The 24243-nt window shown below is 64.9% G+C and carries 17 protein-coding genes; all 17 read right to left on the bottom strand.

Features of this window, described 5'->3' with window-relative positions:
- Window positions 1-11: 11 nt before the first annotated feature.
- The 17 genes from QT382_RS02200 to QT382_RS02120 all read right to left on the bottom strand — a co-directional run bounded on the left by QT382_RS02200 (window position 12) and on the right by QT382_RS02120 (window position 24226).
- Window positions 12-1058 (bottom strand): FemAB family XrtA/PEP-CTERM system-associated protein, encoded by a 1047-nt coding sequence (locus tag QT382_RS02200; RefSeq protein WP_289252408.1) that lies wholly within the window; start codon window positions 1056-1058, stop codon window positions 12-14.
- The gene (locus QT382_RS02195) at window positions 1055-1942 is read right to left on the bottom strand and encodes an XrtA system polysaccharide deacetylase (RefSeq protein ID WP_289252407.1); all 888 of its coding nucleotides are present in this window, start codon (window positions 1940-1942) and stop codon (window positions 1055-1057) included. The genes QT382_RS02200 and QT382_RS02195 overlap by 4 nt, the downstream gene beginning before the upstream one ends.
- Window positions 1936-3120 (bottom strand): non-hydrolyzing UDP-N-acetylglucosamine 2-epimerase, encoded by a 1185-nt coding sequence (gene wecB, locus QT382_RS02190; RefSeq protein ID WP_289252406.1) that lies wholly within the window; start codon window positions 3118-3120, stop codon window positions 1936-1938. The genes QT382_RS02195 and wecB overlap by 7 nt, the downstream gene beginning before the upstream one ends.
- On the bottom strand, window positions 3117-4193 hold the full coding sequence (locus QT382_RS02185) for an XrtA/PEP-CTERM system-associated ATPase (RefSeq protein WP_289252405.1): 1077 nt from the start codon (window positions 4191-4193) through the stop codon (window positions 3117-3119). The genes wecB and QT382_RS02185 overlap by 4 nt, the downstream gene beginning before the upstream one ends.
- Before the next feature lie 6 nt (window positions 4194-4199).
- Window positions 4200-5762, bottom strand: coding sequence for a TIGR03016 family PEP-CTERM system-associated outer membrane protein (locus QT382_RS02180; protein WP_289252404.1), 1563 nt, complete (start codon window positions 5760-5762; stop codon window positions 4200-4202).
- Window positions 5743-6681 carry an XrtA-associated tyrosine autokinase gene (locus tag QT382_RS02175; protein ID WP_289252403.1) on the bottom strand — a complete coding sequence of 313 codons (939 nt, stop codon included), beginning with the start codon at window positions 6679-6681 and terminating at the stop codon, window positions 5743-5745. Before QT382_RS02175 ends, QT382_RS02180 begins: the two co-directional genes overlap by 20 nt.
- A 1-nt stretch (window position 6682) precedes the next feature.
- Window positions 6683-8275 carry an XrtA system polysaccharide chain length determinant gene (locus tag QT382_RS02170; RefSeq protein ID WP_289252402.1) on the bottom strand — a complete coding sequence of 531 codons (1593 nt, stop codon included), beginning with the start codon at window positions 8273-8275 and terminating at the stop codon, window positions 6683-6685.
- 98 nt (window positions 8276-8373) lie between these two features.
- Complete coding sequence (locus QT382_RS02165) at window positions 8374-8952, bottom strand: XrtA/PEP-CTERM system exopolysaccharide export protein (protein ID WP_289254673.1); 579 nt, start codon at window positions 8950-8952, stop codon at window positions 8374-8376.
- A 337-nt stretch (window positions 8953-9289) separates the two neighbouring features.
- Window positions 9290-10204 carry a PEP-CTERM sorting domain-containing protein gene (locus tag QT382_RS02160; RefSeq protein ID WP_289252401.1) on the bottom strand — a complete coding sequence of 305 codons (915 nt, stop codon included), beginning with the start codon at window positions 10202-10204 and terminating at the stop codon, window positions 9290-9292.
- Between the two features lie 179 nt (window positions 10205-10383).
- The gene (locus QT382_RS02155) at window positions 10384-11271 is read right to left on the bottom strand and encodes a ThiF family adenylyltransferase (protein ID WP_289252400.1); all 888 of its coding nucleotides are present in this window, start codon (window positions 11269-11271) and stop codon (window positions 10384-10386) included.
- A gap of 94 nt (window positions 11272-11365) precedes the next feature.
- Entirely contained in the window at window positions 11366-14134 is a 2769-nt protein-coding gene (gene prsT, locus QT382_RS02150; protein WP_289252399.1) for an XrtA/PEP-CTERM system TPR-repeat protein PrsT, read from the bottom strand.
- 160 nt (window positions 14135-14294) lie between these two features.
- Window positions 14295-15074, bottom strand: a complete 780-nt coding sequence (locus QT382_RS02145) for a S1C family serine protease (protein ID WP_289252398.1) — start codon at window positions 15072-15074, stop codon at window positions 14295-14297.
- The gene (locus QT382_RS02140; RefSeq protein WP_289252397.1) at window positions 15074-16366 is read right to left on the bottom strand and encodes a GNAT family N-acetyltransferase; all 1293 of its coding nucleotides are present in this window, start codon (window positions 16364-16366) and stop codon (window positions 15074-15076) included. Before QT382_RS02140 ends, QT382_RS02145 begins: the two co-directional genes overlap by 1 nt.
- Window positions 16367-16487: 121 nt before the next feature.
- Window positions 16488-19316, bottom strand: a complete 2829-nt coding sequence (prsT, locus tag QT382_RS02135) for an XrtA/PEP-CTERM system TPR-repeat protein PrsT (RefSeq protein ID WP_289252396.1) — start codon at window positions 19314-19316, stop codon at window positions 16488-16490.
- The gene (gene prsR / locus QT382_RS02130) at window positions 19313-20674 is read right to left on the bottom strand and encodes a PEP-CTERM-box response regulator transcription factor (protein ID WP_289252395.1); all 1362 of its coding nucleotides are present in this window, start codon (window positions 20672-20674) and stop codon (window positions 19313-19315) included. The genes prsT (QT382_RS02135) and prsR overlap by 4 nt, the downstream gene beginning before the upstream one ends.
- A complete protein-coding gene (gene prsK / locus QT382_RS02125) occupies window positions 20671-22764 on the bottom strand; it encodes an XrtA/PEP-CTERM system histidine kinase PrsK (protein WP_289252394.1) in 2094 nt (697 codons plus the stop codon). The genes prsR and prsK overlap by 4 nt, the downstream gene beginning before the upstream one ends.
- 79 nt (window positions 22765-22843) lie before the next feature.
- Window positions 22844-24226 (bottom strand): TIGR03013 family XrtA/PEP-CTERM system glycosyltransferase, encoded by a 1383-nt coding sequence (locus QT382_RS02120; protein WP_289252393.1) that lies wholly within the window; start codon window positions 24224-24226, stop codon window positions 22844-22846.
- Window positions 24227-24243: the final 17 nt, after the last annotated feature.

Here is a 24243-nt window from a genome sequence, read left to right as displayed (position 1 = left end):
CTATGCGGGCGTCAGCCGAGGCTGCGCACGATCTTGGGCCCCAGCCAGTTGGCCACGCCAATGGGCAGGCGGCGCCAGGTCTTGATCAGGAGCTGGTACTTGGCGTTGTTGGGGTTGTTCTGCGGAATCGCCTCGCGCTTGTAGAGGCGGTATTCGTAGACCAGGGGCGTGGGCTCGAAGCCCCAGTTCTTCTTGAACGAATAGGAACCCGTGCCCTGCTTGCTGCGGCCATAGTCGAACAGCTTGAGGCCGCGCTCGCAGGCGCGGCGCATCAGCTCCCAGTACTTGAAGTCGTTGGCCGCCAGGTCGCGCGCCGCCTCGTCGTCACCGGCGTAGTAAGGCAGGACCTCATCGCGGAAGTAAAAGCTCAGCACCGAGCTGAGCGGCCGCCCGTTCGCGTCGCTGACGGTCAGCACCTCGGCGTCGGCGCCGAATTCCTTCAGCAGCGCCTCGAACCAGCGGCGTGGCATGGCCGGCGTGCCGTGGCGGTGGACGTTGTCGGCATAGAGGGCGAAGAAGCGGCCGGCGTCGGAGTCGACCTGGCTCTGCAGGCCGTTCTTGATGCCCTTGCGCACCATTGCGCGCTGCTTGCGCGGGATGGCATTCATATTGGCCTCCTCGGTATCGAGGATGGGCTTGCGGAAGGTGACGTAGAGGTCCTGGCGCGGCCAGTCGTCGTGACGGCCCTGCATCTGGCGCATCTCCAGATGCTCGGCACCCACCCCGCGAGCAATCCTGTCGGCCTCGGCCTCCAGCGCAGCGGCGGCTTCGTCGTCCAGGGCCAGCACGCCGCCATAGACCGCAAACGGCAGGCTCGCGACCGAATGGCCGAACAGCCGGCTCTTGACCTCGGCCAGCGGCAGCACGCCCACCACCTGCCCTGCCCTTTCGGCGAACAGGAAGAAGCAGGCATGGCCCCAGACCTCGCTGATCACCTGCTGCCAGCCGCCGCGGTGGAAGAAGGTGGCTTGAGGCTGGGCAAGCACGAACTCGTCCCAGCGACGCAGGCTCTCAGCGTCCTGCAGCGGCAGGCGCTTGACGACCGTGGCGGTGCTCATGTCGCCGCCGCGGGGCTCAGCGACTCGGCGCGACGACCCAGGAAGATCTCATCCATGCGCCCCCACTCGAAGTCGCGCAGCAGCCGGGCGATGCGGCCTTCCATGCGATCGATGTTGACGTAGTGGCGGAAGCGGGTCTTGGCGTCAATGCCGGCGACACGCGGCTGGCCGGCGTCGATCTCCCAAGGATGGAAGTAGAAGATCGCCGACTGCTGCTCGCCCTCGTTGACGCGACCCACCATCCAGCGCGACAGGGCGTAGGGCAGCAGGCGGAAATAGCCGCCGCCGCTGGACGGCAGGTTGCGGCCGGCCAGGCGCAGCGTGGTGGGAGGAATCTCGAGCAGGCCTTCGCGCACCGGATAGGCGAAGCGCGGGGCGTCGGGCATGCCGTAGTGGTCGTGTCGGACCGGGTAGACGCTGGAGCTGTAGCGGTAGCCTTCTTCCAGCAGCACGTCGAAGGCCCAGAGATTGGCCTCGCCGATGGAAAAGCTCGGCGCGCGATAGCCCAGCACCTGCACGCCGCCAATGTCTTCCAGCAGCTTCTTGGCGCGACCGACATCGTCGGAGAAGGCCGCGCGGTCCAGGTCGCTGGCGCGCTGGTGGCCATAGCCGTGGCTGGCCAGCTCGTGGCCGCCCGCCACGATGTCCCGCACCAGCTGCGGATAGCGTTCCGCCACCCAGCCCAGGGTGAAGAACGTGGCCTGCCGACCGGTTTCGGCCAGCAGGGCCAGGATGCGCTGCACGTTGCGCTCGACGCGGCATTCGCGGGCGTCCCATTCGCTGCGGGCGATGTAGGGCGCCATGGCAGACACCTGGAAGTAGTCCTCCACGTCAACGGTCATCGCATTGCGCACTCGGGCGCCATGCTGGGTGGGCATCAACATCTCGACAGCCTTGTGGTTTGTGCTCTGGGCCGGGCCAACCACTGCCACAGGTCGGCAGCGATGCGTTCGGCCGTGTGACCGTCCCAGTACTCGGGCACGCGGCCGCGCTTGCCCTGGCCGGCCAGGATCTCGGCCACGCCCCGCAGGATGGCCTCGCGGTCCAGGCCGACCATGGTGTTGGTGCCCTGCTCCACCGTGATCGGGCGCTCGGTGTTCTCGCGCGCGGTCAGGCAGGGCACGCCCAGGGCGGTGGTTTCTTCCTGCAGGCCTCCGGAGTCGGTCAGCACCAGGGTGGCGCCGGCCATCAGGCCCAGCATCTCCAGGTAGCCCTGCGGCGGCAGCACGGCCACGCGGGTCGGATCGAGCAGGCCCTTGAGACCGAATTTCTCGATGTTGCTGCGGGTGCGTGGATGCATGGCGAACACGATGGGCAGGTCGCGCGACACCGTGTCCAGCACCTCCAGCAGATGCGTCAGCGACTCGGCCGTGTCCACGTTGGACGGCCGGTGCAGCGTGACCACGGCATAGCCCTTGGGATGCTGCAGGAGGCCCGGATCCAGGTGGTGCGCGGCCAGGGTCTCGGCCGGCGGACGGGCATGGGGACGGCTGGCCTCCAGTGAATCGATCATCACGTTGCCGGCGAAGACCACGCGCTCCTCGGCAATGCCTTCGCGGACTAGGTTGGCCAGGGCGCTGCGCTCGGTGGTGTACAGCCGATCCGCGACCTGGTCGGTCAGCAGGCGGTTGATCTCCTCCGGCATCTTGCGGTCGTAGCTGCGCAGGCCCGCTTCGACATGCGCGACCGGGATGTCCTTCTTGACCGCCACCAGCGTGCAGGCCAGCGTGGAGTTCACATCGCCGACCACCAGCACGCAGCTGGGCTTGTGTTCGTCCAGCGCCGGCTCGAAGCGCTTCATCACCTCGGCCGTCTGCACCGCATGGCTGCCCGAGCCCACTTCCAGGTTGATGTCCGGCGTCGGCAGGCCCAGGTCGACGAAGAGCTTCTTGCTCATGTCGGTGTCGTAGTGCTGGCCGGTGTGAACCAGCAGCGCCGGGATGGGCGGCTGGTGCTGGGCCAGCGCGCGCAAGATCGGCGCCATCTTCATGAAATTGGGACGGGCACCGACGATGCACATCACCGGGGCCATCGTCAGGCGGCTCGCTTGCTGCTCGCTCATTCGCGTGTCTCGGTCGTGGTGGGCCGCACGGCCTTCACCAGCTTCTGCAACAGACCCAGGGTCTGCAGATTGATCTTCTCCAGCCGTTGCAGGCTGGCCTCCAGCCGCTGGAATCGCTCCAGTTGCTGGCTTTGGCTCATGGCCGCCAGCTCGCCGTCCAGCCGGCTCATCTCGCTGTCGCGCAGATCCAGGTCGAGCTCGATGTCGCCGGTCAGCGACTCGACCTCGTCCAGCTTGCTGGACAGCGATTTCTTGGGCGTGGCAGTTTCGGCTTCGATGTCGCGCAGCACTTCCTGCACATCGCCGGCTTCCAGGTGGGTCTTGCCGGCCATGAAACCCAGCAGCAGCAGCCGGTCGCACAGCGAGTTGATACGGCGCGGAATGCCCTGGCTGGCCTTGTATATGGCCGGGAACGCCTCGGGTTCGAACGAAGGCTTGCCGGTGCTGCCGGCGCATTTGAGGCGGTGCTCGATGTAGCGCTGGGTCTCATCCTCGTCCAGCGGCCCGATGTGGCAGGTCGCCGCCACACGCTGGCGGAACTGCTCCATTTCGGGTCGCTGCAGGATGCCTCGGAATTCGGGTTGGCCGACCAGGAAGGTCTGCAAGAGCGACTGGTTGCTGAACTGGAAGTTGGACAGCATGCGCAGTTCCTCGACCGCGCGTGCGCTGAGGTTCTGCGCCTCGTCGACGATCAGCAGGCAGCGCTTGCCCTGGCTGACCTGGCTGACGAAGAAGGCCTCCAGCGTCATCAGCAGCTCGGACTTGGGCAGGTCCTTGACCCGCACGCCGAAGGCCGCGCCGACCATGCGCAGCGTGTCCTCGGCGTCGAGCTGCGTCGTGACCAGATTGCCTATCACCACGTTGCTGCGGTTGAGGCTGTCCAGCAGGCCGCGCAGCAGCGTGGTCTTGCCGGCACCGATCTCGCCGGTGATGACGATGAACCCGTCGTTGCGCAGCACGCCATAGTCCAGATAGGCCTTGGCCCGGCGGTGCTGCTTGCTGCCGAAATAGAAGTTCGGATCCGGGCTCAGCTGGAAGGGCTTGCTGCTGAGGCCGTAGAAGGCTTCGTACATGGACGGCTAGAACTGCTGAGTGAGGGTGGCGGTGGCGGCGTTCTCGCGGTAGGCCCGGAGATTGCTGTTGAACCGTGAATGCCGCAGGCCCAGCGAATAGGACAGGCGCTGGTTCAGGCGGCCGGTGAAGTTCCCGAGCAGGCTCTTGAGATCGCTCGACTGGCTGCCCGAGGCATTGTCGTTGCGCTGGTCGGCGAGGGTCAGGCTGATCGAGTTCGAGGTCGTCAGCTTGTGGGCCAGGCTGAGGCTGGCCGAGCGCAAGCGGACATTGCCGAAGCGGCCGAGGTCGTCGGTCGCCTGGCTGAGCGGGTCCAGGCGGCGGGTCTTGGACTGATTGATCGACACCGTCACCGTGCTGCGCAGCCCCATCAGCGAGAAGGCGGCCGACTGGGCTCGCGTCATCGTGGCCGAGGCAGCCAGGAAGCCTTCGTTGGAAATCGCGTCGGCATTCAGGCCCACGGCCTGCAGGTAGGCACGCACCAGCAGGTCCCGCTTGACCGGATCCGCTTCCAGCGCCGTGAAGATCGCGTCGTAAAGAGCGTAGTTCGTCTGCCTGGCACTGGCCCCCACCGCGCCCGGACCGTTGACAGCCTGGGTGTCGGTGAATCGCCATGAGGAGCGTGCCATGCGGTGCGTGAAGCTCAGCGTGTGTGAATTGCCATAGCTGTGCTTGCGCCAATCGGCGTTCAGCTGCGTCCGCGGCGAGGGCGTCCAGTCCATGGCCACCGTGTAGGTGCTGCTGGTGACCGGATCGATGGTGACGAAATTGGTGCGCTCGGCGCCGGCCTGAGCCTGGAAGGACCAGTCCACATCCGGACGGTAGCTCAGACCCAGCAACGCATATTCCGTGGTCAGACGACGGGTCTGCCCACCGGTCTGCCGCTGGGCTTGGCCGGTCAGGTTCCAGTTCAGCAGTCGTTGGGAACCGCCCAGTCCAGACAGGTGCAGGCCGATCTGGGCCGATTTGCTGTCTCCAACCACGGAATCCTTGACCCGGTTCTCGGTGCCAGTCGCATTCAGCTGGTAGCTGGCAATGCCGCCCAATTGCCCCATCAGCCGCGGGCTGATGGTCAGCGTGGCCAGCTGCGAACGATTGGTTTCGGTCAGCGAGGTACTGCCGGACTGGGCGACACCGAAGGCAGACTGAGCCTGCTGGCCCAGCGTGGCCCGCATGTCGACCGCGAACCGCCCATCCCACAGCGCCACGGTGCCCTGCGACGACAGACGGTGCTGAGCACGGTCGCCATACGAGGTCTTGTAGTACATCAGCCCGTCCATCGCGTAGTCCAGCGATCCCCGCAGCAGCCCGGTATTGGCTCGCAGGCTCAGACCCGGCGACAGGATGCCGACGACGGCCTTGTCCTTGCCGGCATTGACGTCATCAAGGCGCAGGTTGTCCGTCGCTGTCGTGCTGACACTCAGCGAGGGCTGGATGCTGAAGCTGCGGCGATCGTTGCCGCCACCGTCGCTTTGGGCGCAGGCGGTGCCGGCGATGCCGATCAGGCAGACCGCCCGGGCCAGCCGCGTCAACAGGTGAAAAGGGCCGAATTCACTCTTGCTTGGGCTCATTGCCATATCCATAGCCATAGCCATAGCCGTAGCCATAGCCGTAGCCGTAGCTGCCTTCAGAGCTGGCATGAGCCTGGTTCAACAGCATCATCTTGACCGGGCAGGTCTCGATGCTGGCCAGGGCCTGCTGAATGGCGCCTTGCAGCGTCTTGTCGGCGTGCACGACCACCACGATCTGGCCCATGTGCGAAGCCAGCGCCCGGGACTCGGTGGTCAGCAGCAGCGGTGGCGAATCGAAGATGATGATCCGGTCGGCATAGCGCTTGGCCATGTTCTCCAGCAGGGCCGTCATGGCGTCGCTGGCCAACAGCTCGGTCGCGCGAGGATGCGGCGTGCCACTGGGCAGGATGGTCAGCTTGTCGACGTTGGTGCGCATCAGCACGTCGGCCATGTCGACCTGGTTCTCGAGCACGTCCAGCAGGCCCGGTCCCTGCGGCAGGCCCAGCATGCGCAGAACCGAGGGACGCGCGACGTCGGCATCCACCAGCATCACCGTGTTGTCCAGCTCGGCGGCAATGCTCAGCGCCAGGTTCAACGAGGTGAAGCTCTTGCCCTCGCCTGCGAGCGCGCTGGTCACCATGATCAGGTTGCCGTGCGGCAAGGCTTCCGTGCCCTTGCCCATCGCGTTGCGAATCAGCGGCCGCTTGATCACTCGGTATTGGTCGGCAATGACGGTACGCGGCGCGGTGGGGACCAGGAATCCCTGGGCCGCCAGCGCCACGAGATCCAGGTCGACCCGCTTGGACTGGGCATGCGAGACGTCGGCTGGCGCAGCTTGCACGGGCACCGGTTGCGCTGCCACGTGCTGCGGAGGCACCTCCGGCGACTCCGCCGGACGGGCGGATGCATCCGGCAGCACGACGCCGGCTTGTCTCAGCTGCTCGAGCCGCTGGGCTGCTTGTTCGATCAGGCTGCTCATCTCAACTCACCTGCTTGCTCATCAGAATGGCCATGATCGACAGGCCGACCGCAAAGATCGCGACCAGACCGCCACTTGCTACGCCGAACCGCACCAGGTCCAGGCGGTCGCGCCGCCTCTCGGCGTCACTGACCAGCTTGGACACCACGCCGAGCACCGGCAATTCCGTACGCAAGCGCAATTCACCGGCATCATGGAAGACCGGTCGCAGCTGCGAGCCCACGAACGCGGTGAACAGGCCGGCCACCAGGGTCAGCGCCAGCACGGCAGCCAGCAACAGCAGTCGGTTCGGCGCCACCGGCTTGGGATTCGCCCGCGGCGGATCGATCAGCTTGAAGTCGGCTACGCCGCTGGCCACATCCAGCTCGCCCGAGATCGAAGCCGACTCGCGACGGGCCACCAGGTCTTCATAGTTCTTCTTGTGAATCGCATAGTCGCGATTCAGCTGGGCCTGTTCTGCTTCGAGCTGCGGTGCGGTCTTGACCGCCGCCAGCGCCGTGGCATACCGGGCCGAGTACTCGTCCACACGGGCGCGCAGTCCCGCCACCTGCACTTCGGCCGCCGCCAGCATGCGACTCATCTCCTGCTGTGCCAGCGAAGCATTGCTGCCACCGGCGCCTGCGGCCGGCGCATTGATGGCCTGCTTGCGCAATTCAGCGACTTCCTTGCGCTTCTGCTCTTCGAGGTCCTTGAGCAGCTTGCGACCGGCGACGATGTCGGGATGCTGCTCCGTATAGCGTTGCAGCAGGCCGTCGAGAGCGCGCTTGACGTTCTCGATCCGGCCATCCAGTTCGGGCGTTGACACCGACTGCGAGGATTCCTGCAGCAGGCTGGCCGTGGTCGAGCTGGCATTGCGCGAACGCTCGGCGTCGAGCTGCGTGCGGGCGGCATCACGGGCCTGCACCGCCTCGCGCAACTCCAGCCTGGAGCGCTCCAGTTGCCCGCTGATCTCGGCCAGGCGGCCGGCGGAGTCCTTGCCGTCGGCGCTCATCAGCTTCAGATTGCGCAGGCGGAATTCCTTGAGCCGGCCTTCGGCCTCTTCAAGCTTGGCCTCGTAGTTCTTGATCTGGTCGGTGATGAAGCTGGCGGCCGTCGCGGTGTCCTTGCGCTGGGCGCCCAGGCTGGACTCGACGAAGATCGTGACCAGCGACTGGACCGCGCGCTTGGCCGTCTCGGGATCGGCATCACGATAGGTCAGCGTAAACAGGTTGTCGCGGCCGGCGCTGACGATCTTCAGTTCGGTGGACACCTTGTCGATCAGCGCCTCCACCTCGGCCTTGGTCTGGTTCTGCCCCTTGAGGTCCAGATCGGCCATGCGAACCAGCTTCTCGACATTGGGTCGGCTGATCAGCGTCTTGCTCAGCATGCCGACCTGCATGTCCACGTTGGGTTGCACGGCCATGCCTGCCATCAGCGGCTTCAGTATGGATTGGGTATCGACGTAGATCCGCGCGCTCGCCTCATAGCGGTCCGGCATCATGAAGACAAGCAGCGCGCCCACCACGCCGGTTGCCCAGGCCACCACGAGGCCGTACCAGCGGTACTTCCACATGCGCCTGGCAATTGAGAAGAACTGAGCAAGCAGCAAATCCATGGGTCGGACTTCAATCGTTAGGCGCGTGGCGCCAGTAGCAGGACGCCGACCCCGAGGCCGGCAGCAGGTCCATCTCTAGAACACGGACCGTCGTCGTATCAGAAGAAGCTCTGCGGAATGATCAGGATGTCGCCCGGACGCATCTCGACATTGGCCGACACGTCACCGCGCTTGATCAGGTCCTTCAGGCGCACCGAATATTGCTTGTTGCCTTCAGACGAGCGCAGGATGGTGGCGCTGTTGCCGGCCGCAAAATCGGTCAGACCGCCGACGGCGATCATCACGTCCAGCAAGGTCATCTTCTGCTTGAACGGCAGGAACTGCGGCTTGGCGGCTTCGCCGACCACGCGAATCTGCTCGCTGAACGGACCCACGAAACTCGTGACGATCACGGTGACGACCGGGTCGCGGATGTATTTGCTGAGCTGCTTCTCAATATCCCGGGCAATTTCAACCGAATTCTTGCCCTGCGCCACCATCTCGTCGATCAGCGGCGCCGAAATCTTGCCATCGGGCCGCACCGGCACCGACATCGACAATTCAGGGTTGCGCCACACCAGGATATTCAGGTTGTCCCCCGAACCGATGATGTAGCTGTAGTCCTGGTTGCCCGCCGTGGCCGGGGCCGGCGGGATGCCGCCCTGGCTGGCACAGCCGGCCAGCACCGCCGCAAGCAAGGCGGCAAAGCCGATGCGGATGAGTTTCGATATTCCGATATAGCTTTTGTTCACGTCGAACTCCTCTAGATTTCCGACACTCACGCCATCGCATCCAGCCCGTCGTGACGTGCCCTGACTGTCGAGCGGCATCATGCCATAGCGACATGGCGCCACAGCCCCTGCGAACAGGGGACTTTGCCGGGCCTGCGCAAGCGGTCACGAAATCTGGCATGGCCACCGGCCCAGGTACAACAACTCAATGAAAAGCGCCGACGGACGGCATCACAACGGGCAAAAAAAAACCCGCCGGAGGCGGGTTTTTACTGAGACCGGACAAGCCGGCTGTCAGATGTCTTTAGGCAGCTTGCTTGCGGCGGCGGATGACACCGGCACCGATCAGGCCCAGACCGACCAGAGCCAGCGAGGCAGGCTCAGGAACGCTGAACGTAGCGCTACCGTCATGCTGAGCACCGTCGATCAGGAAGGTCGCGTTGCCGTCAGCATCGAAGCCGTTGAAGCCGACCGAACCCAGAATGTCCGGATCGGTGTTGAAGTCGCCACGGAAGCTGATGGCCAGGTCACCCGGGGGGTTCGAACCACAGGTGCTCCACAGCGAGTAGAAGCCGGACTGACCACCGCACGAGTACGTGGCCGAGTGGAACAGGTTCTCGTAACCGGTCAGAGCCAGACCCGTGAAGTCGACCTTGCCGTTCAGGATGGTGCCGCCGGTACCCGACTGGCCACCGGTGATGTTGATGTTCATGAAGTTGATCGGCGAAGTGAAGCCGTCAGCATCGGTGAACAGGTACATCTTCAGGACCGAACCACTGTTGTAGGTGATTTCCGGGCCCGTGCCGAAGCTGGAGACCTTGCCGGTCAGGTTCTCGATGCCGAACGACAGGTACCAGTGATTGACGTAGCCGTTGTTGCTGTTGTTGGCGCCAATCTGGTTCGGCGAAAAGCCCGTCACGTTGTTCAGGCTGGTATCCGTGTGGAACGGATTGGCCGAGGTCGGGATGTAGCCGGCGCTGGTGTTCGTGGTGTCACCGACACTGATGCCGAACGAAGTGTCCTTGTCCGTGAACACGGTCGACGACACGTATTGGAACGTCATCTGCTTCTTCACCGAGGTGGAGTTCGCATTGACCTGACCACCGGCCGGACCATACGAAGCGCCGATGTCCATATAGAACATGCCGGCATTGGCCGTAGCGGAGGCAGCAACGACGGCTGCTGCGCAGATCGCCTTCAGTGCAACTTTGATAGACATGTGGATTTCTCCTGCGTGTTGAATATCGCGTCGCTGCATCTGCTTGCGATCGCTCGACACATCATTCGCAAGGGCCGTGCCAGGTTTGTTAACTTGTTGATTCACAACGGATTCAGTCGCAACCTCAGGCCCTGGCATCAGCGACTGTAAAAGCTCCCGACAAGGTTCCGGGGGGCCTGTCAGCCCTTGGCCTGTGCCCGGGCCCGGTCCAGCATGCGGCGGATGTACCAGAACATGAAGCGCTGGAGCGGATTGCGGTTGCCGAATGGACGCCAGGTCTTGACCAGTGAATTGCGGTAGGCGTCAAAGTGCAGGCCCCGCGGCGCCACTACCACATCGCCTCGCTTGAGCATCAGCTTGATCCCATTGGCGCAGGCAACGCCGGCCGCCATTTCAATACCGACTGCGGTCGACGGGACCTTTTTCTTGAACAGGTCGACTGAACTGCGATCGACCAAGTAATGCCTTTGCGACATCGACGGCGAAACTCCGACGATGAATTTCAGGACCTTGTCCTCGAATCCATAGCCATCGAGCGCGAAATACTCTTCGAAACTCATGCCGGTAGGGCTGAAGGCCAGAAAGGCCGTCCCCATGCCCATGGGGGCGGCTGTCACTGCAGGAATCCCCAGCTCACGACAGCGTGCAAACACCTTGCGGCGCAGTTCCAGCGCGAAGATGTCGAGGCTGTCCACGTAGAGGTTGGCACCACTCAGGAACTCGTCGATGTTGGCCTCGTTGATGCCGCCGGGCATCAGGTGCAGTTGCACTTCCGGATTGATGTCGGCCAACATCTCTGCCGTGGTGTCCAGCTTGGGCTGGCCAATCGTCGATGCAAATGCGCCGGCCTGGCGGTTCATGTTGGGCCAGTCGAAGGTATCGAGGTCCGAAATCGTGAACCGGCCGACGCCCAGCCGCGCCAGCGTCAGCGCGTGGGCACCGCCCACGCCACCCAGGCCACCGATGGCGACCCGGCAATTCTTCAACTGTGCCTGCTCGGCCTCGGTCACCCATCCAATGTTCCGGGAGAAGGCGAGGTTGTAGTCAAAGACCCCGATGTCCGGCATGAGCGACTCCTTGAATGCGACGGCAGTCCCGGACGATAACTCGCTCAAGCGGTCTGCGCGGCGATTCCGTGCAGGCCGTTGACAAAGCTCGACATCAGAGCTTGGCGCGCAGTTCCTTCACCTTGTCCTGCTGCGGGAAGGCGGGGCCCAGCTTGGCCAGCACGTCAAGGTGCTTGCGTGCCTCCACGGGCTGTTTGGCGGCCACGTAATACTGGGCCAGCTTCATCCGGAATGGATGGGCCGTGGGCTCCGCATCGACGGCGGCCAGTTCCGATGCGATGGCCCCGGTCAGGTCGCCCCGTCCGGCCAGGATTTCGGCCTGCGTGTCCAGCAGCGTGGGCTGGTTCGGCGCCAGCTTGAGGGCGCGGCGGATGGTATCGAGTGCCTCTGGCTTGCCCTGGCGGGCCAGCACCCAGGCCAGGTTGTTCAGCACAACCGGGAGGTCGGTCCGGACGCCCAGCGCCTTTTCATACATCTGCTGGGCCTGACCCAGTTCGTTTCGCCGCACAAGGGTGTCCCCCAGATGCTGGATGAATGGCACGTCTTTCGGATTGCGCGAAAGCCATTCCCTCGCATGCCGGTCGGCCTCAGCCCCCTGCCCTGCGCCGAGGAGCGCCGTATGGAGCTTGATGCTGACGGCCGAACCCGGTGTCTTCGCCAGGGCCATCTGCAAGACCTTGACAGCACCCGTCCAATTCTTCTGGTGCATCAGCAGGTCGCCCTCGAACACATGGCCGATGGCTTCGCCGGGGTACTGGGCTTGCACGTTCCTGGCAATGACCAAGGCCTCGCCGAAACGCCCGTCGTCGTCGGCCATGGCAATGAGCTGACTCTGGGCCTGGACGTTCCTGGGATCGATTGCCACTGCCTTCTTGTAGGACTGGATGGCAGCGGCCCGATCACCCTTGTTCAGCTGCAACTGCGCCATTTCCAGATGGGGCAAGGGCGACTTGGGCGCACTCAGGGCCAGGCGGCCAAAGCTTGCAATGGCCTGATTCAGGTCCCCGGTCAGCGCCTGCGTGCGGCCCAGGGCCGTCAGCATCTCCAGGCTGTCAGGCAAGGCAGCAACGCCCTGCTGTGCGGCCTCGAATGCCAGCTTGTAGTCTCGCTTGGCCACCAGTTCCTGGATCTGGGCCAGGCGAAGTTCGGCATTGGTCGGCACTGCCTTGATCGATTGCTCAAGCAGTTCCAGCAGTTCGGCCTGCGACGCGCCGGCCAGGCGGCGGATCGAGATCAGGGCCAGCCGGGCCCGCCCGTCAGCCGGATCAGCGGCGATCACCTTCTTGATGCGGTCGACCGCCGCGTCCGCCTTGCCCTCGGCCACATCCAGATTGGTCAGGTGCAGTTGTGCCTGCGCATTGCCAGGCTCCAGCGTCACCGCCTTCTCAAACGCAGCTCTGGCCTTGGCCAGGTTGCCGGACTGGAGTTCGATCTGTCCGCGCAGCATCGCGGCCAACGCCAGCTTCGGCTGCTTGCGCTCCAGGCCCTCGAGGGCCTTGGATGCAGCCGCCAAATCCTTGCGGCGCAGATGCGCGGCGATCAGGGTGAGATCGGCCAGTGGCTGAGGATCGTTGGCCGCCGCTGCACGCAGCTCCTCCATCCCCTTCTCGACCTGCCCCTTGTCCATCAGCGCGACGGCCAGGCCGGCCTTCACTCGCGAATCATTGGGGTCGATGGCCTTGGCCTTCGCAAAAAGGGTCTCGGCCTTGCCGGCATTGCCCTGCAAGAGCTCGGCCTCGGCGAGCAAGGAGATGGCTTCGGCGTTGGGAGGTTCGACCGAGGTCAACGGTTGCAGCGTCTTGGCCGCCTTGGCGCCCTCCCCCATGCGCAACTGGGTGCGCGCGAGCATCAGGCGCGGCCGAGGATTGTCGCCAGACAGCGCGGTCGCCTTGCCGAACGCCGCCTCGGCCGACACCAGCTTGCCAAGGCGCAGATCGACCGAGCCGCCGAGTATCAGGGCCGGCGGATTGTCAGGCGCCAACTTGAGCAGTTGCTGGACCGACTCGTTGGCCTTCTTCAGGTCACCCTTGTCCAGGGCCAAGAGGGCGGTCAGGTAGCGCGAGGTCGGATGCCGGGACGCCACCTTGTTCAGCCCGGCAACCAGCGCCTCGGCCGCCGGGATGTCTTTCTTGCCGAGGGCGAGCCAGATCTGCGCCACATAGCCAGGTACATACTTGGGATCGACCTTTACGGACTCCGCATAGGCCGCCTGCGCCGCGGCCAGGTCAGGTCCCTTGGCCATCCACAGGTCACCCTGCAGCTTGCGAACCTCGGCGACCTGAGGACCTGCGTCGGCAGCAATGACCAACAGGGCGAAGGCCTCGTCGAGCTTCTTCTGTGCGCCCAGCAGGCGCGCCTTCAGCATCAGCGCGTCGACCTGTCGCGGATTGGCCGCCAGGGCTGCATTGACCAATTCCATGGCCGCGTCCGGCTTGTCCTGTGCCACGTGGGCCAACGCCACTGTGGTCTTCAGCGCAGCAATGGCCGGCTTGGTCACGAGCTTGCGCTCGGAATAAGTGGCGATCACCTTGGCGGCATCGCCATTGAGGTAGACCGCATGGGCCAGGGCGGGCACAACCTGCTCGGGGTCGTATGCGAGGTCGTAGGCCTTCTGCAACTCGATCAGCGCGCCCTTGGCGTCACCCGAATCGGCCAACAGGCGCCCCAGAAGATACCTAGCTTCCGCGTGCGTGCCGTCCTTCTGCAGTGCGCTCTTGAGCTGGACAAAGGCGGTCCTGGTATCGCGACTTGCAATGGCGGTCTTGGCATTGGCCACCAGCGTGTCCGGCGAATCGCCCAAGCACCCGGCCAGAGCCAGGGTGAGAACTGCTGCGTAGGCGGGCTTGAACCTGAGGAACTTCATCTGCGCGTCCTGTGATTTGTCTGGCTGCCGCATGGCCGGTCGGCCGAATCCGCCACCATAGGTCGGTATTGCAGCCCTGCATCGGCATTACTGCTCGATGCCTCCGGTCTGCACGGCCCTGGTTGCACTTCGGAGACACGCCGGGTCTCGCGCGGCATTGTCATGGATTGCCCTTGGCATCGGGGGCGGTGTTCAGCAACGCCTGCAGAGCCGCTACGGGAATCGCATAGGAGATACCCGAGGGTTGGCTCAACGCCGACTCATGGCCGGCCTTGACGAGCACCATGTTGACTATGCCTATCACCTCGCCGCTCTGGGCATCGAGCAGCGGGCCGCCGCTATTGCCCGGATAGGCCACGGCATCGAGCTGCAGCAGGTCGATGGCTTCGCCGCGCAGGGCTGCCACGGCACTGCTGCTGAGCCCCCGTCCACTGGCCGCGGGAATGGCCATGCGGGTGCGGGCGGAGATCATGCCGCGATGGGTCACCAGCGAGTAGCCAAGTGCACCCGCCAGCGGGTAGCCCATCAGCAACACTTCCTGCCCCGCACGCGGCTCGCGCGCACTGGCCAGCGACAGCCGGTTCTCCAGCGACGGGCCATCGAGCAGGCGCAGCACCGCCAGGTCGCGCGCGCGGTCCATGGTCTGCAGTTCCAGCACGCGGATCCGCCCTTCGCCGGCCGGCTCGCGGACCAGCACCGCCATGCGTCGCCCCGCCTCCAGCGATGGAGGCAGCACATGCACGTTGGTGACGACCTGGCGACCGTCGCCGATGGCAAAGCCGGTCCCGCGGAACTGGAAGCGAGGGCTGTCAGTAGCGGCGAAAGTGCCCACCGGCAACACCGCCGACGAAGCCCGCTCGATCAGTGCCTCGCGACTTGACTGCGCACTGGCCAAGACAGGGACGGCAAGCGACAGCGCCAGCAGATCGCGCCGGCGCATCAGCCCAGATCCTGGTAGGTCTGACCCATCTCCAGTGCGGCAATGCAGTCGCGCCAGTTCTTGTCCGATTCGTCGAAGGCAAAGCCGTAGAAGACTCCGGTGTCGGTCTGCTTGCGGCGTACGGCCTTGGCACGCAGCATCGAGGTGGTCGCATCTCCCAGCTCGATCGTGGCATCGCCCTCGGTCTGCAAGGGCAGCTCCGAATCGCATTCGGCCTGGAAGCCAGCGAAGGAAATCTCGATCACGTCCAGGAAATAGTCGTGCGGCCCGGCCCCGTTCATCAGGACGACCTTGCCGGGGCAACGCATCGAGAACCGGCGATGCCGGCGAAGCGGATGGTGGTCAGGGTCGGCCACACCGCCCAGCAGGGGCAGCACGGCCCGGTACTCGGGTTGGTCGTAGATGGACCACAGCAAGGCCTTCTTGCGGTTGTCCATGCGCTCGAAGACGTTGCTGGCCTTGCTGAAGAAATGATCCAGCAACTGCGGCGTCATCACCGGATCGTTGGTGGTGTGGTACCGCCGCTGCGGCCAGCGGAAATTGGACATGGTCACTTCAAAGAAGAAGTGGTGCAGGTTCTTGCTGGCCTTGCGCTTGCCATAGCTGCTCCTGAACAGCTGCGGTGCCCGGTCCAGGTCCAGCGAGGCGCCGACGGCCGGCGCACCGTTGGCAAAGTCGTAGTTCTCCACATGCACCTCGGTCAGGCGCTCGAAGCTCAGCAGGGCCTCGTAGAGCTCGATGCGATCCGGGTTGACCGCGATCACCAGGTGGCGCGTATCGAAGTACCGATGGCAGTACTCGTGCATGTACTTCATCATCGGGAACAACACCGCACCGCCGGTCTTGCGGAACGTGGGAGCCACGGCCAGCGCTGAGATCTCGGCGATCTGGCCACCGCGCGCGCGCACAGGCTCCAGGTCAAAGATCGCCTGCAGCGGAAAACCGAATACACCCTCGCGGATGATGGAGATGGTGCCAACGACCTGGCCGTCGAACTTGGCGCACAGCGTGGTCGTGGTGGGCAGCGCGTGATAGACCGTCACCCGCATGCCCGAAGGATCAGGCTGCATGAAACCTGCCCCGACGTAGGCGTCGTGGAGGATGCGGAAGCAGGCTTCCAGTTCCTCCTGGGTTTCGGCAATCTTGAATTCCAGCCGCGGATCGGGCTTGGGGTCGCACGACACCATGTTCCGGATCAGGCCGAACCTGAGCCTGCGCGGCAGCACAGAGAACAAGCGGCGCAGCAGCACGTGGAGGCGCTTGCGTGCACCGGATCGCTGGATTTTGCTCATGAACTGCTGGACCTGGCCCCGACCATCAAGACCTTCACGAGGCTAACAGAGCCTCCCGGGCAAGCAAAGCCCGAATGCAGGAGAAACGAGTGACGGCCGCCGACCGACGGCCATCGCCGGTTCAGCGAGACTTGCCGCCCACTTGCTCCAGCAGGCGCTGGACCTCGGCTTGCTGGGCGAAATCCTTGCCCAGGTCCGCCAGCTGACTCAGCTCGCGACGAGCTTCGTCCTTCTTGCCGCCAGCGAGTAGGAACTGAGCCAGATGCAGGCGATGCAGATGCAGGTCAGGCGCCAGGGCAACGGCCTTTCGCTGGAGCTCGAGCGCCTTGTCCTTCTGCCCGCCACCGGCATAGACGCCGGCCACGGTGTCCAGCACGGCCGGCGCGTTGGGCGCCAGAGCCAGCAGCTTGTCAGCCTGAGCCTTGGTCTCCGGATCCTTGAGGCGATCCATCACCCAGACCAGGTTGTTGAGCGCCAGCAGGCTGCCCGGCTGCGACTCCAGCACCTTGCGGTAAAGGGCTGCAGCCTGCTTGAGGTCGCCGGTGGTCATCGCCCGTTCAGCCACGACCGACAGGAAGCCGGCGTCGCTGGGATGCTTGGCAAGCCAGCTCGACTCCAGGGCCTGAGCTTCCTTGTCCCTGCCGAGCAGGCGGTAGCTGTGATAGAGCTTGGCCGCCAACTCACTGGACTCCTGCTTGGCCAGGCCCGCCTTGTAGGCGTCAGCGGCGGCGGCAAAGTTGCGGGCAGCGGTCTCGACGTCTCCGGCCAGGGTCAAGCCGACGACCTCGGTCTGCGGCTGTTGCTGCAGGCTCTTGGCGATCTGGCGCGCCTCGGCCGACTGACCGGCGGAGGTGAGCAAGGATGCCAGCAGCGTCTTGGCCGGCAGGTAGTCGGCCTTCAGCGCCAAGGCCTTGCGCAGCAGCGAAATGGCACCCGGGTTGTCCTTGAGCCGCACTTGCACCTCCGCTTGGCGCAACAGCGGCACCGGCGACTGAGGTTGCATGCGAGCATGTTCGGCAAATGCGCTCACCGCCTGGTTCAAGTCCTTGTTGGCCACCTGAGCGCGGCCGAGCAGATCCAGGAAGGACGCATTGCCCGGAAAGGTCTGGCGCCCCTTCTGGGCGACGGCAATCGCATCGCCCGCCCGCCCTGCTTCCACCAGGGTCGCCCCCTGAGCCAGCAAGGGCGCGGCCTCTTTCGGAAACTCCTTGACCAGGGCTTCCAGGTCAGCGATCTGCTTGTCGCGCGTGCCACCGTTCTGCATGCGCAGGCCGATGACCGCCAACCTGGCGTCGACCGACGAAGGGTTGGCCTTGGCCACCCCCTCGAAGCGCTTGAGCGCGTCCTCGCGCTTCTTCTCCAGCAGATCGAACCCGGCCAGCGCCGTGGCCGCCGGAAGATTGGCCGGGTCCAGCTTGAGCGCCTGCTCATAGGCCAGCTTGGCCTTGTCGGGATGGCCACTGGCCGCCTCGACACGCCCACGCAGCATCAGCGGCAGCGGCTTGCCTGGCTGCTTGCGCTCGAGTTGGTCGATGGCCTGCAGTGCCGGACCGAATTCCTTGCGGTGCAACAGCGCGTTGATCAGCGCCATGTCCGCCTTCACATCAGTGGCTTGGTCCTTGGCCATCGCACGCAAGGCGTCCAGGCCTTGCTGCACATTGCCACGCTCGATCTGCGTCTGGGCCACGGCAATGCGTCCCTGGGCGTTCTTGGGGTCCAGCTTGAGCAGCTTGGCATAGAGCGCCTGTGCCGCGGCCGGGTCACCCGACTGCTGATAGGCCTCGGCGGCCAGCGCAAAGGCCTCGGGCACGCCATTGGATTCAGACAGCAGCGGTTCCAGCGTCTGCAAGGCCTTGGCCGGGTCGCCCGTATGCAGCTGGGACTGGGCCAGCAACATGCGGACCGCGGGATTGGCGCCGCCGCCCTGCAAGGCCATGCCCAACTCGGTCGTGGCCTTCTGGTAGGCGCCCAGCTGGAAATCGACCATGCCGGCCAGGTGCAAGGCCTGCGGGCTGTCCGGCACGGCCTTCAACAGCAGCTGAGCCTGCTCCTCCGCCGCCTTGAGGTCGCGCTTCTCCAGCGCAATCATCGCCGCGTGGTAACGGGTCTGGGGATGGTTGGGCGCCACCTTCTGCATGGCTTCGAGCTGCTTGGCCGCACCTGCGGCATCGCGCTGCTGCATCAGCAAGCCGACCAGGCCTGCATGCGCCGCCACATCCTTGCCGTCCAGGTTGAGCGCCTGCCGATAGGCTTCCATGGCCTCCTTGCGATGGTCACCCGGCTGCACCTGGAGCAGTTCAGCCTTGGAGCGCCAAGCCTGGACATTCTTGGGCTGCTGCTTCAGCAGGTCGTCCAGCGCTTGCAACGCACCGGGCAAATCCTTCTCGGCGACCAGCAGCCTGGCCTTGGCCAGGCCGGCCGAGGCACTGCGCGGATCGTCGCGCAGCGCTGCCTCGACCAGGCGACGCGCCGATTCCAGGTCACGCTTGGCCATGTGGGCGCCTGCCTGCACGACCGACAATTCGGCGCGCTGGACCGGGTCCTGCAGGGTCTTGGGGTCGAACTCGGTCAACACCCGATCGACCTCGCCCTTGGCCAGCAGGGCCCTGGCCATCAGGGCCTTCAGCTCGTCGCTGTCATAGCCGCCTTGCTTGGCCTTGGCCAGTTCGATCAGAGCACCGGGAACGTCGCCACCCAACATCAGAGCCTTGCCAAGCAGGAAGCGGGCCTCGGCCAGCGAGTTCTTCTGCTGCAGCGCATTCTTCAACTGGATGATCGCCGCCTTGGGATCATTCTTTTCGAGCAACTTCTTGGCCGAGACCACCTGCTGCTCGGGCGATTCGCCGAAGCAGCCGCTGAGCAAGCTGGTCGCGACCGTCACGCTGGCAATCAGCGTCGCGGACTTGCGGTATAGGGGCTGCTTGGCAGCATTCGTCGAGGTCTTGTTCATTTGATTTGCAGTCGATTCATCAGGTCGTACAGCGTCGGTCGGCTGACGCCGAGCAGCTCGGAGGCCTTCACGATATTGCCGTCGGTGCGTGACAGGGCCGCGATCACGGCGGCCCGCTCGGCCCGCTCGCGCACGGTACGCAGGTCCAGCGACGGCTCCTCGCCCTCGCCTCGATCAGGAACCGCCAGGTTCAGGTCTTCGGCGGTGATGCGGTCGCCGTCGGCCATGATGGAGGCCCGCTTCACCAGGTTCTGCAACTCGCGCACATTGCCCGGCCAGCCGTGGGCCTCGATGGCGCGCACCGCGTCGTCGGCCAGTGACGGCACCGGACGACGCATCTCGGAGGCGTAGCGCCGCAGCATCGCGTGGGTCAGCAGCACCGCATCGCCGGCTCGGTCGCGCAGCGGTGGTATCTCCACCACGATCTCGGCCAGTCGGTAGAACAAGTCTTCACGGAAGCGCCCTTCCGCGATCAGGCCCTTGAGGTTCTGGTGCGTGGCACCGACGATGCGGACGTCGACCGGAATCTCCTGGCGGCCACCCAGCCGCTCAATCGAGCGCTCCTGCAGGAATCGCAGCAGCTTGGCCTGAAGCGGCATCGGCAGGTCGCCGATTTCGTCCAGCATCAGCGTGCCGCCATTGGCAGTCTCGATCTTGCCGACCGTGGTCTTGGTGGCGCCGGTGAAGGCGCCGCGCTCGTAGCCGAACAGCTCGCTCTCGAGCAGGGTCTCGGGAATGGCGGCGCAATTGATCGCAATGAAGCGGCCCTTGCGGCGCGAGGCGTCGTGCAGGCCCTGGGCCAGCAACTCCTTGCCGGTACCGCTCTCGCCGAGCAGCAGCACCGTAGCGTCGCTCGGCGCCACCTTCTCGACGGTGCGGCAGATCCGTTGCATGCCCGGGTCGCGGGTCACCAGGCCACCCAGGGCCTCGGCGTGTTGCTGCATCTGCAGTCGGCGGTTTTCCTGTTGCAGCTCATGCAGGCGGAAGGCCCGCTCCACCGTCAGGGCGAGCACATCGGGATCGACCGGCTTGGCAAGAAAGTCATAGGCACCCAGGCGTATTGCACGCAGGGCGTTGTCCTGGTCGTTCTGGCCGGTCAGCACGATGACCTTGACGCTGGGGTTGAGCTCGATCAGCTTCTCCAGCAGCGCGAATCCTTCAGTGACCGAATCCTGGTCGGGCGGCAGACCCAGGTCCATGGTGACCACGGCCGGGCTGTGGCGCCGGAACTGCAGCAGGGCGCTGGGCGCATCGCTGGCCAAGGCAGATTCGAAACGATCGAGCGACCACTTGAGCTGCTTCTGTAGAGCCAGATCGTCCTCGACGATCAACAGCGTAGGCAGGCGTTCGGCACTCATCGGGCGTTCATCAGGCCAAGGTCGGAGGCGGCGCTGGCATGGAACAGCGGCAGCAGCAGCGTGATGCGCGTGCCACGACCGGGCTCGCTGGCTACATCGATCTTGCCGCCCAATTCCTGCAGGTATTGGTAGCTCTCGTAGGCGCCTATGCCCATGCCGCTGGACTTGGTGGTGCTGAAAGGCTTGAACAGCTTGTTCTCTATGAAATCGCGCGTCATACCGCAGCCAGTATCTCCCACTTCAACCCGGGCATTGCTGCCACTGGCTTCCAGAGTCAGCCAGACGCGACCTTGTACCGGAGTTGCGTCGAAGGCGTTCTGAACCATGTGGCCGATCACACGTTCCACGCGCTCTTCATGTCCTCGCGTCGAGACACCGGCCTGCACCCGCAGCTCGAGTTCGCGGCCCTTGCCGGCAGCCGCAGCGGCCAGTCGTCCTGCAATCGCGCTCAGGTCCACACCGCCTGCCACGCCGTGGGGACTCGCTCCTTCGCGCAGCTGCAGCATCAGCTGGCGCATCTTCTCGAGCGAGTTCTCGACCGTGTCCAGCATGTCCTGCTGGAACTCCGGGTTGTCGCGCAGGCGCTTGGCGTTCTTCATCATCAGCGACAGCTGGGTGATGATGTTCTTCAGGTCGTGCACCACGAAGGCCGACATCTTGTTGAAGGCATCGAACTTGCGCGACTCCAGCAACGCTTCGGTCGCCTGCATCTGGGCCAGAAAGGTCGCGGCCTGGCTACCGGCGGTCTTGAGCAGGTCGCGCACTTCCCAGTTCAGCTCAACCTGGGTCCGCGGACGGCCAAGTACCACAAAGCCCGTCAGCTGCCCGGCTGCCAGCAGAGGCACGACGAGCCAGTAGCGCACGTCCGCGACCAACCATTCGGGCAAGACCAGGCCCTGATAGGAGGTCGAACCGCGCCGGAATTCGTCCAGGTCGATGATCCAGGCCCGCTCGCGCAAGTACGCACAGAGCTTGGACTCCGCACCCTCGGGCTGGTGTTGCTCAGGCAGGTTCCAGCTCAGCGCCTGCCGCCAGTCGCCCCGGTCGCTGCGGGGCAGCCACAGCGCGCCTGCCGGACTCTCGACGAGGTCAGCCAATGCCCGCACCACCGACTCCCCCATCTCCTCGGGTGTCGTCGCCGACAGCATGGCGGTGAAGCGCAGCCACTCCTCGCGATAGTCATAGCGGTAGCTGAAGAAGTTCTTGCTGATGTAGACCCGCAGCTTGGAGCGCAGCGCTCCGGACAACAGCAGCATCGCCAGCATGACCAGGGCGACGAACACCAGCGCCACCTGCAAGGCGCGGCCCCAATCGCCGCCTGTGTAGCGGACGTAGTAGCCGACCGCCGATACCAGCAGCAGGTAGACACCAACCAGCAGCAGCGTGGCCGAATGGAAGACCGCCGCACGGGAGACGTGCAGCTTGCCCAGCCAGTTCTGGTCGCGGCGGGCCGCGAGGTAGAGCAAGGGAACGGCCACGGCATGCGCGGCCGCACGGATGTCCAGCGCGTCACTGTCGAAGCGCTGGAACAGCGCCGCCTGCGAGTAGATGAACAAGTCGAACACGAAAATCGCGCTCAGGCCCAAGCAGACCGGCTTGGCATTCCAACGCGCGTCGGTCCGGGAGTTGCGCAACAACTGCTCGACCAGGACCAGGCCGCAGACCGCCATTGCCAGCGAGGCAAAAGCCATCTGCTGCTGGAAAGCCAGGGGCTGGTAACCCAACAATTCCCGCAGCAGCAGCAGCGCCGGCAGGCTAAGGCTGGTCAGGCAGGCCCAGATCCGCAGCCTGCCGGGCTCGGCTCGGCCCGGAATGACCAGCAAGCCGAGAATGAAGAGGAACAACAGGCCATAGCGCGTTGCATCGGCAAGCGGCAACAGCACCGAGCCCAGGCGGGGTGAGCCCGGACCACGGAAATAGAAGCTGAGCAGGGCCCAGACCAGCGAGGCGGTCAGGGCAGCCAGCAGCCGTCCCGTCAGGCCGATAGCCTCGGGTTCCCTGGGGCGGACCAGCATGGTCGCGACCACCAAGGCGAAAGCGCCATAGGAAAGCGCTGCGAGCAGATCGCTCGCCGCAGCAAGATTGAGCATGCGCTATTCGATCATCGGGCCGGCGCCGACGACTATCGGCGCAAACGCTAGGCCCGGGACGGCGGCCCGCCGCAGTGTCTTAGCGGGCGCCCTTGCCGGTCAGCACCACGGCCACGGTCTCGAGCAGGATCAGCAGATCCAGGAACAGCGTGTGGTTCTTGACGTAGTACAGGTCGTACTGCAGCTTCTCGACCGAATCCTCGATGGTCGAGCCATACTCGTAGCGCACCTGGGCCCAGCCGGTGACACCCGGCTTCACGCTGTGGCGCACGGCGTAGTAGGGAATCTTGGTGACCAGGTCGTCCACGAAGAACTGGCGCTCCGGACGCGGGCCAACCAGGCTCATCTCGCCGCGCAGCACGTTGAGCAGCTGGGGCAGCTCGTCGATGCGGACCTTGCGGATGAACTTGCCGACGCGGGTGACGCGGTCGTCGTTCAGCGTGGCCCAGCGGGGCTTGCCGTCCTTCTCGGCGTCGGTGCGCATCGAGCGGAACTTGATCACCTCGAAGACCTCGCCGTTCAGGCCGACGCGCTCCTGGCGGTACAGCACCGGACCACGAGATTCAAAGCGGATGGCCAGTGCAGTGACCAGCATCAGCGGCAGGCTCAGCAGGAGGATGGCCGACGAGAACAGCACGTCGAAAATGCGCTTGACGACGGTGCGGACCACGCCTTGGTTGAAGCCGTCGCCGAAGATCAGCCAGCCGGCGTTGACGTGGCTGACCTTGATCTGGGCCAGGGTCTTCTCGAAATAGGTCGCGATGTCGACGACGCGGATACCGTAAAGCTTGCAGTCCAGCAGCTGACGCAGCGGCATGCTGCCACCACGGCGCTCGGACAGGGCCACGACGATCTCGTCCACGCCCAGGGCCAGGGCAGTTTCGGTCAGCGAGCCGCGCGGCTCGACCAGCGAGGCACGGGCCACTTCGGGATGCTCTTCATTGGGGCCGGCGAAGTAGCCAATGATCTCGGCATGCGGATCGGCTGCGGCCAGGGTACTGCCCACGGCCTTGGCGGCGGCGCCAGAACCGAAGATCAGGATCTTGGTGCGATTGCGCGACTGGGAAACCGTATGGGCGGCGTAGACGCGATGGGCGAGCACGGCAGCCACGGCGCCCATGGCAGCGTAGGTCACCAGCTCACGGTTGGCGGCGTCGGTGGGCAGCAGGCCGAAGATGGCGTAGGCCAGCGGCAGACCCAGCAGCAGAGCCAGCAGGGCACGGGCACAGGACTCGGTGACCGACCGGTTGTGCACATGTTGATAGAAGCCGGTGGCGGAGTTGATGACGAACATGCCGCCAGCCAGCGACAGGCCGTGCGAGGCCGCGAACGGGATCACCTGCTGCGCAGTGCCACCCTGGCTCAGCACGACGGCAATGACGGCGAAGACGATCAGGCCGACGTCGAAGAAGACCTGTAGCAAGGTCTGCTTATGCAGGTAGTGATTGAAAATCCGAATCATGCTGTTCCCCGCTCAGG

The sequence above is a fragment of the Pelomonas sp. SE-A7 genome (genome assembly GCF_030345705.1).
Taxonomy (GTDB): Bacteria; Pseudomonadota; Gammaproteobacteria; order Burkholderiales; family Burkholderiaceae_C; genus JAUASW01.
The sequence above is the reverse complement of the archived record's forward strand: the minus strand, read 5'-3'. Positions and strand labels throughout refer to the sequence as shown.

What these genes read in the sequence shown, in the direction of transcription:
- QT382_RS02200 (WP_289252408.1), bottom strand. Translation starts at nt 1,058, where the DNA reads ATGAGCACCGCCACGGTCGTCAAGCGCCTGCCGCTGCAGGACGCTGAG.
- QT382_RS02195 (WP_289252407.1), bottom strand. Translation starts at nt 1,942, where the DNA reads ATGTTGATGCCCACCCAGCATGGCGCCCGAGTGCGCAATGCGATGACC.
- wecB (WP_289252406.1), bottom strand. Translation starts at nt 3,120, where the DNA reads ATGAGCGAGCAGCAAGCGAGCCGCCTGACGATGGCCCCGGTGATGTGC.
- QT382_RS02185 (WP_289252405.1), bottom strand. Translation starts at nt 4,193, where the DNA reads ATGTACGAAGCCTTCTACGGCCTCAGCAGCAAGCCCTTCCAGCTGAGC.
- QT382_RS02180 (WP_289252404.1), bottom strand. Translation starts at nt 5,762, where the DNA reads ATGAGCCCAAGCAAGAGTGAATTCGGCCCTTTTCACCTGTTGACGCGG.
- QT382_RS02175 (WP_289252403.1), bottom strand. Translation starts at nt 6,681, where the DNA reads ATGAGCAGCCTGATCGAACAAGCAGCCCAGCGGCTCGAGCAGCTGAGA.
- QT382_RS02170 (WP_289252402.1), bottom strand. Translation starts at nt 8,275, where the DNA reads ATGGATTTGCTGCTTGCTCAGTTCTTCTCAATTGCCAGGCGCATGTGG.
- QT382_RS02160 (WP_289252401.1), bottom strand. Translation starts at nt 10,204, where the DNA reads ATGTCTATCAAAGTTGCACTGAAGGCGATCTGCGCAGCAGCCGTCGTT.
- QT382_RS02155 (WP_289252400.1), bottom strand. Translation starts at nt 11,271, where the DNA reads ATGCCGGACATCGGGGTCTTTGACTACAACCTCGCCTTCTCCCGGAAC.
- prsT (WP_289252399.1), bottom strand. Translation starts at nt 14,134, where the DNA reads ATGAAGTTCCTCAGGTTCAAGCCCGCCTACGCAGCAGTTCTCACCCTG.
- QT382_RS02145 (WP_289252398.1), bottom strand. Translation starts at nt 15,074, where the DNA reads ATGCGCCGGCGCGATCTGCTGGCGCTGTCGCTTGCCGTCCCTGTCTTG.
- QT382_RS02140 (WP_289252397.1), bottom strand. Translation starts at nt 16,366, where the DNA reads ATGAGCAAAATCCAGCGATCCGGTGCACGCAAGCGCCTCCACGTGCTG.
- prsT (WP_289252396.1), bottom strand. Translation starts at nt 19,316, where the DNA reads ATGAACAAGACCTCGACGAATGCTGCCAAGCAGCCCCTATACCGCAAG.
- prsR (WP_289252395.1), bottom strand. Translation starts at nt 20,674, where the DNA reads ATGAGTGCCGAACGCCTGCCTACGCTGTTGATCGTCGAGGACGATCTG.
- prsK (WP_289252394.1), bottom strand. Translation starts at nt 22,764, where the DNA reads ATGCTCAATCTTGCTGCGGCGAGCGATCTGCTCGCAGCGCTTTCCTAT.
- QT382_RS02120 (WP_289252393.1), bottom strand. Translation starts at nt 24,226, where the DNA reads ATGATTCGGATTTTCAATCACTACCTGCATAAGCAGACCTTGCTACAG.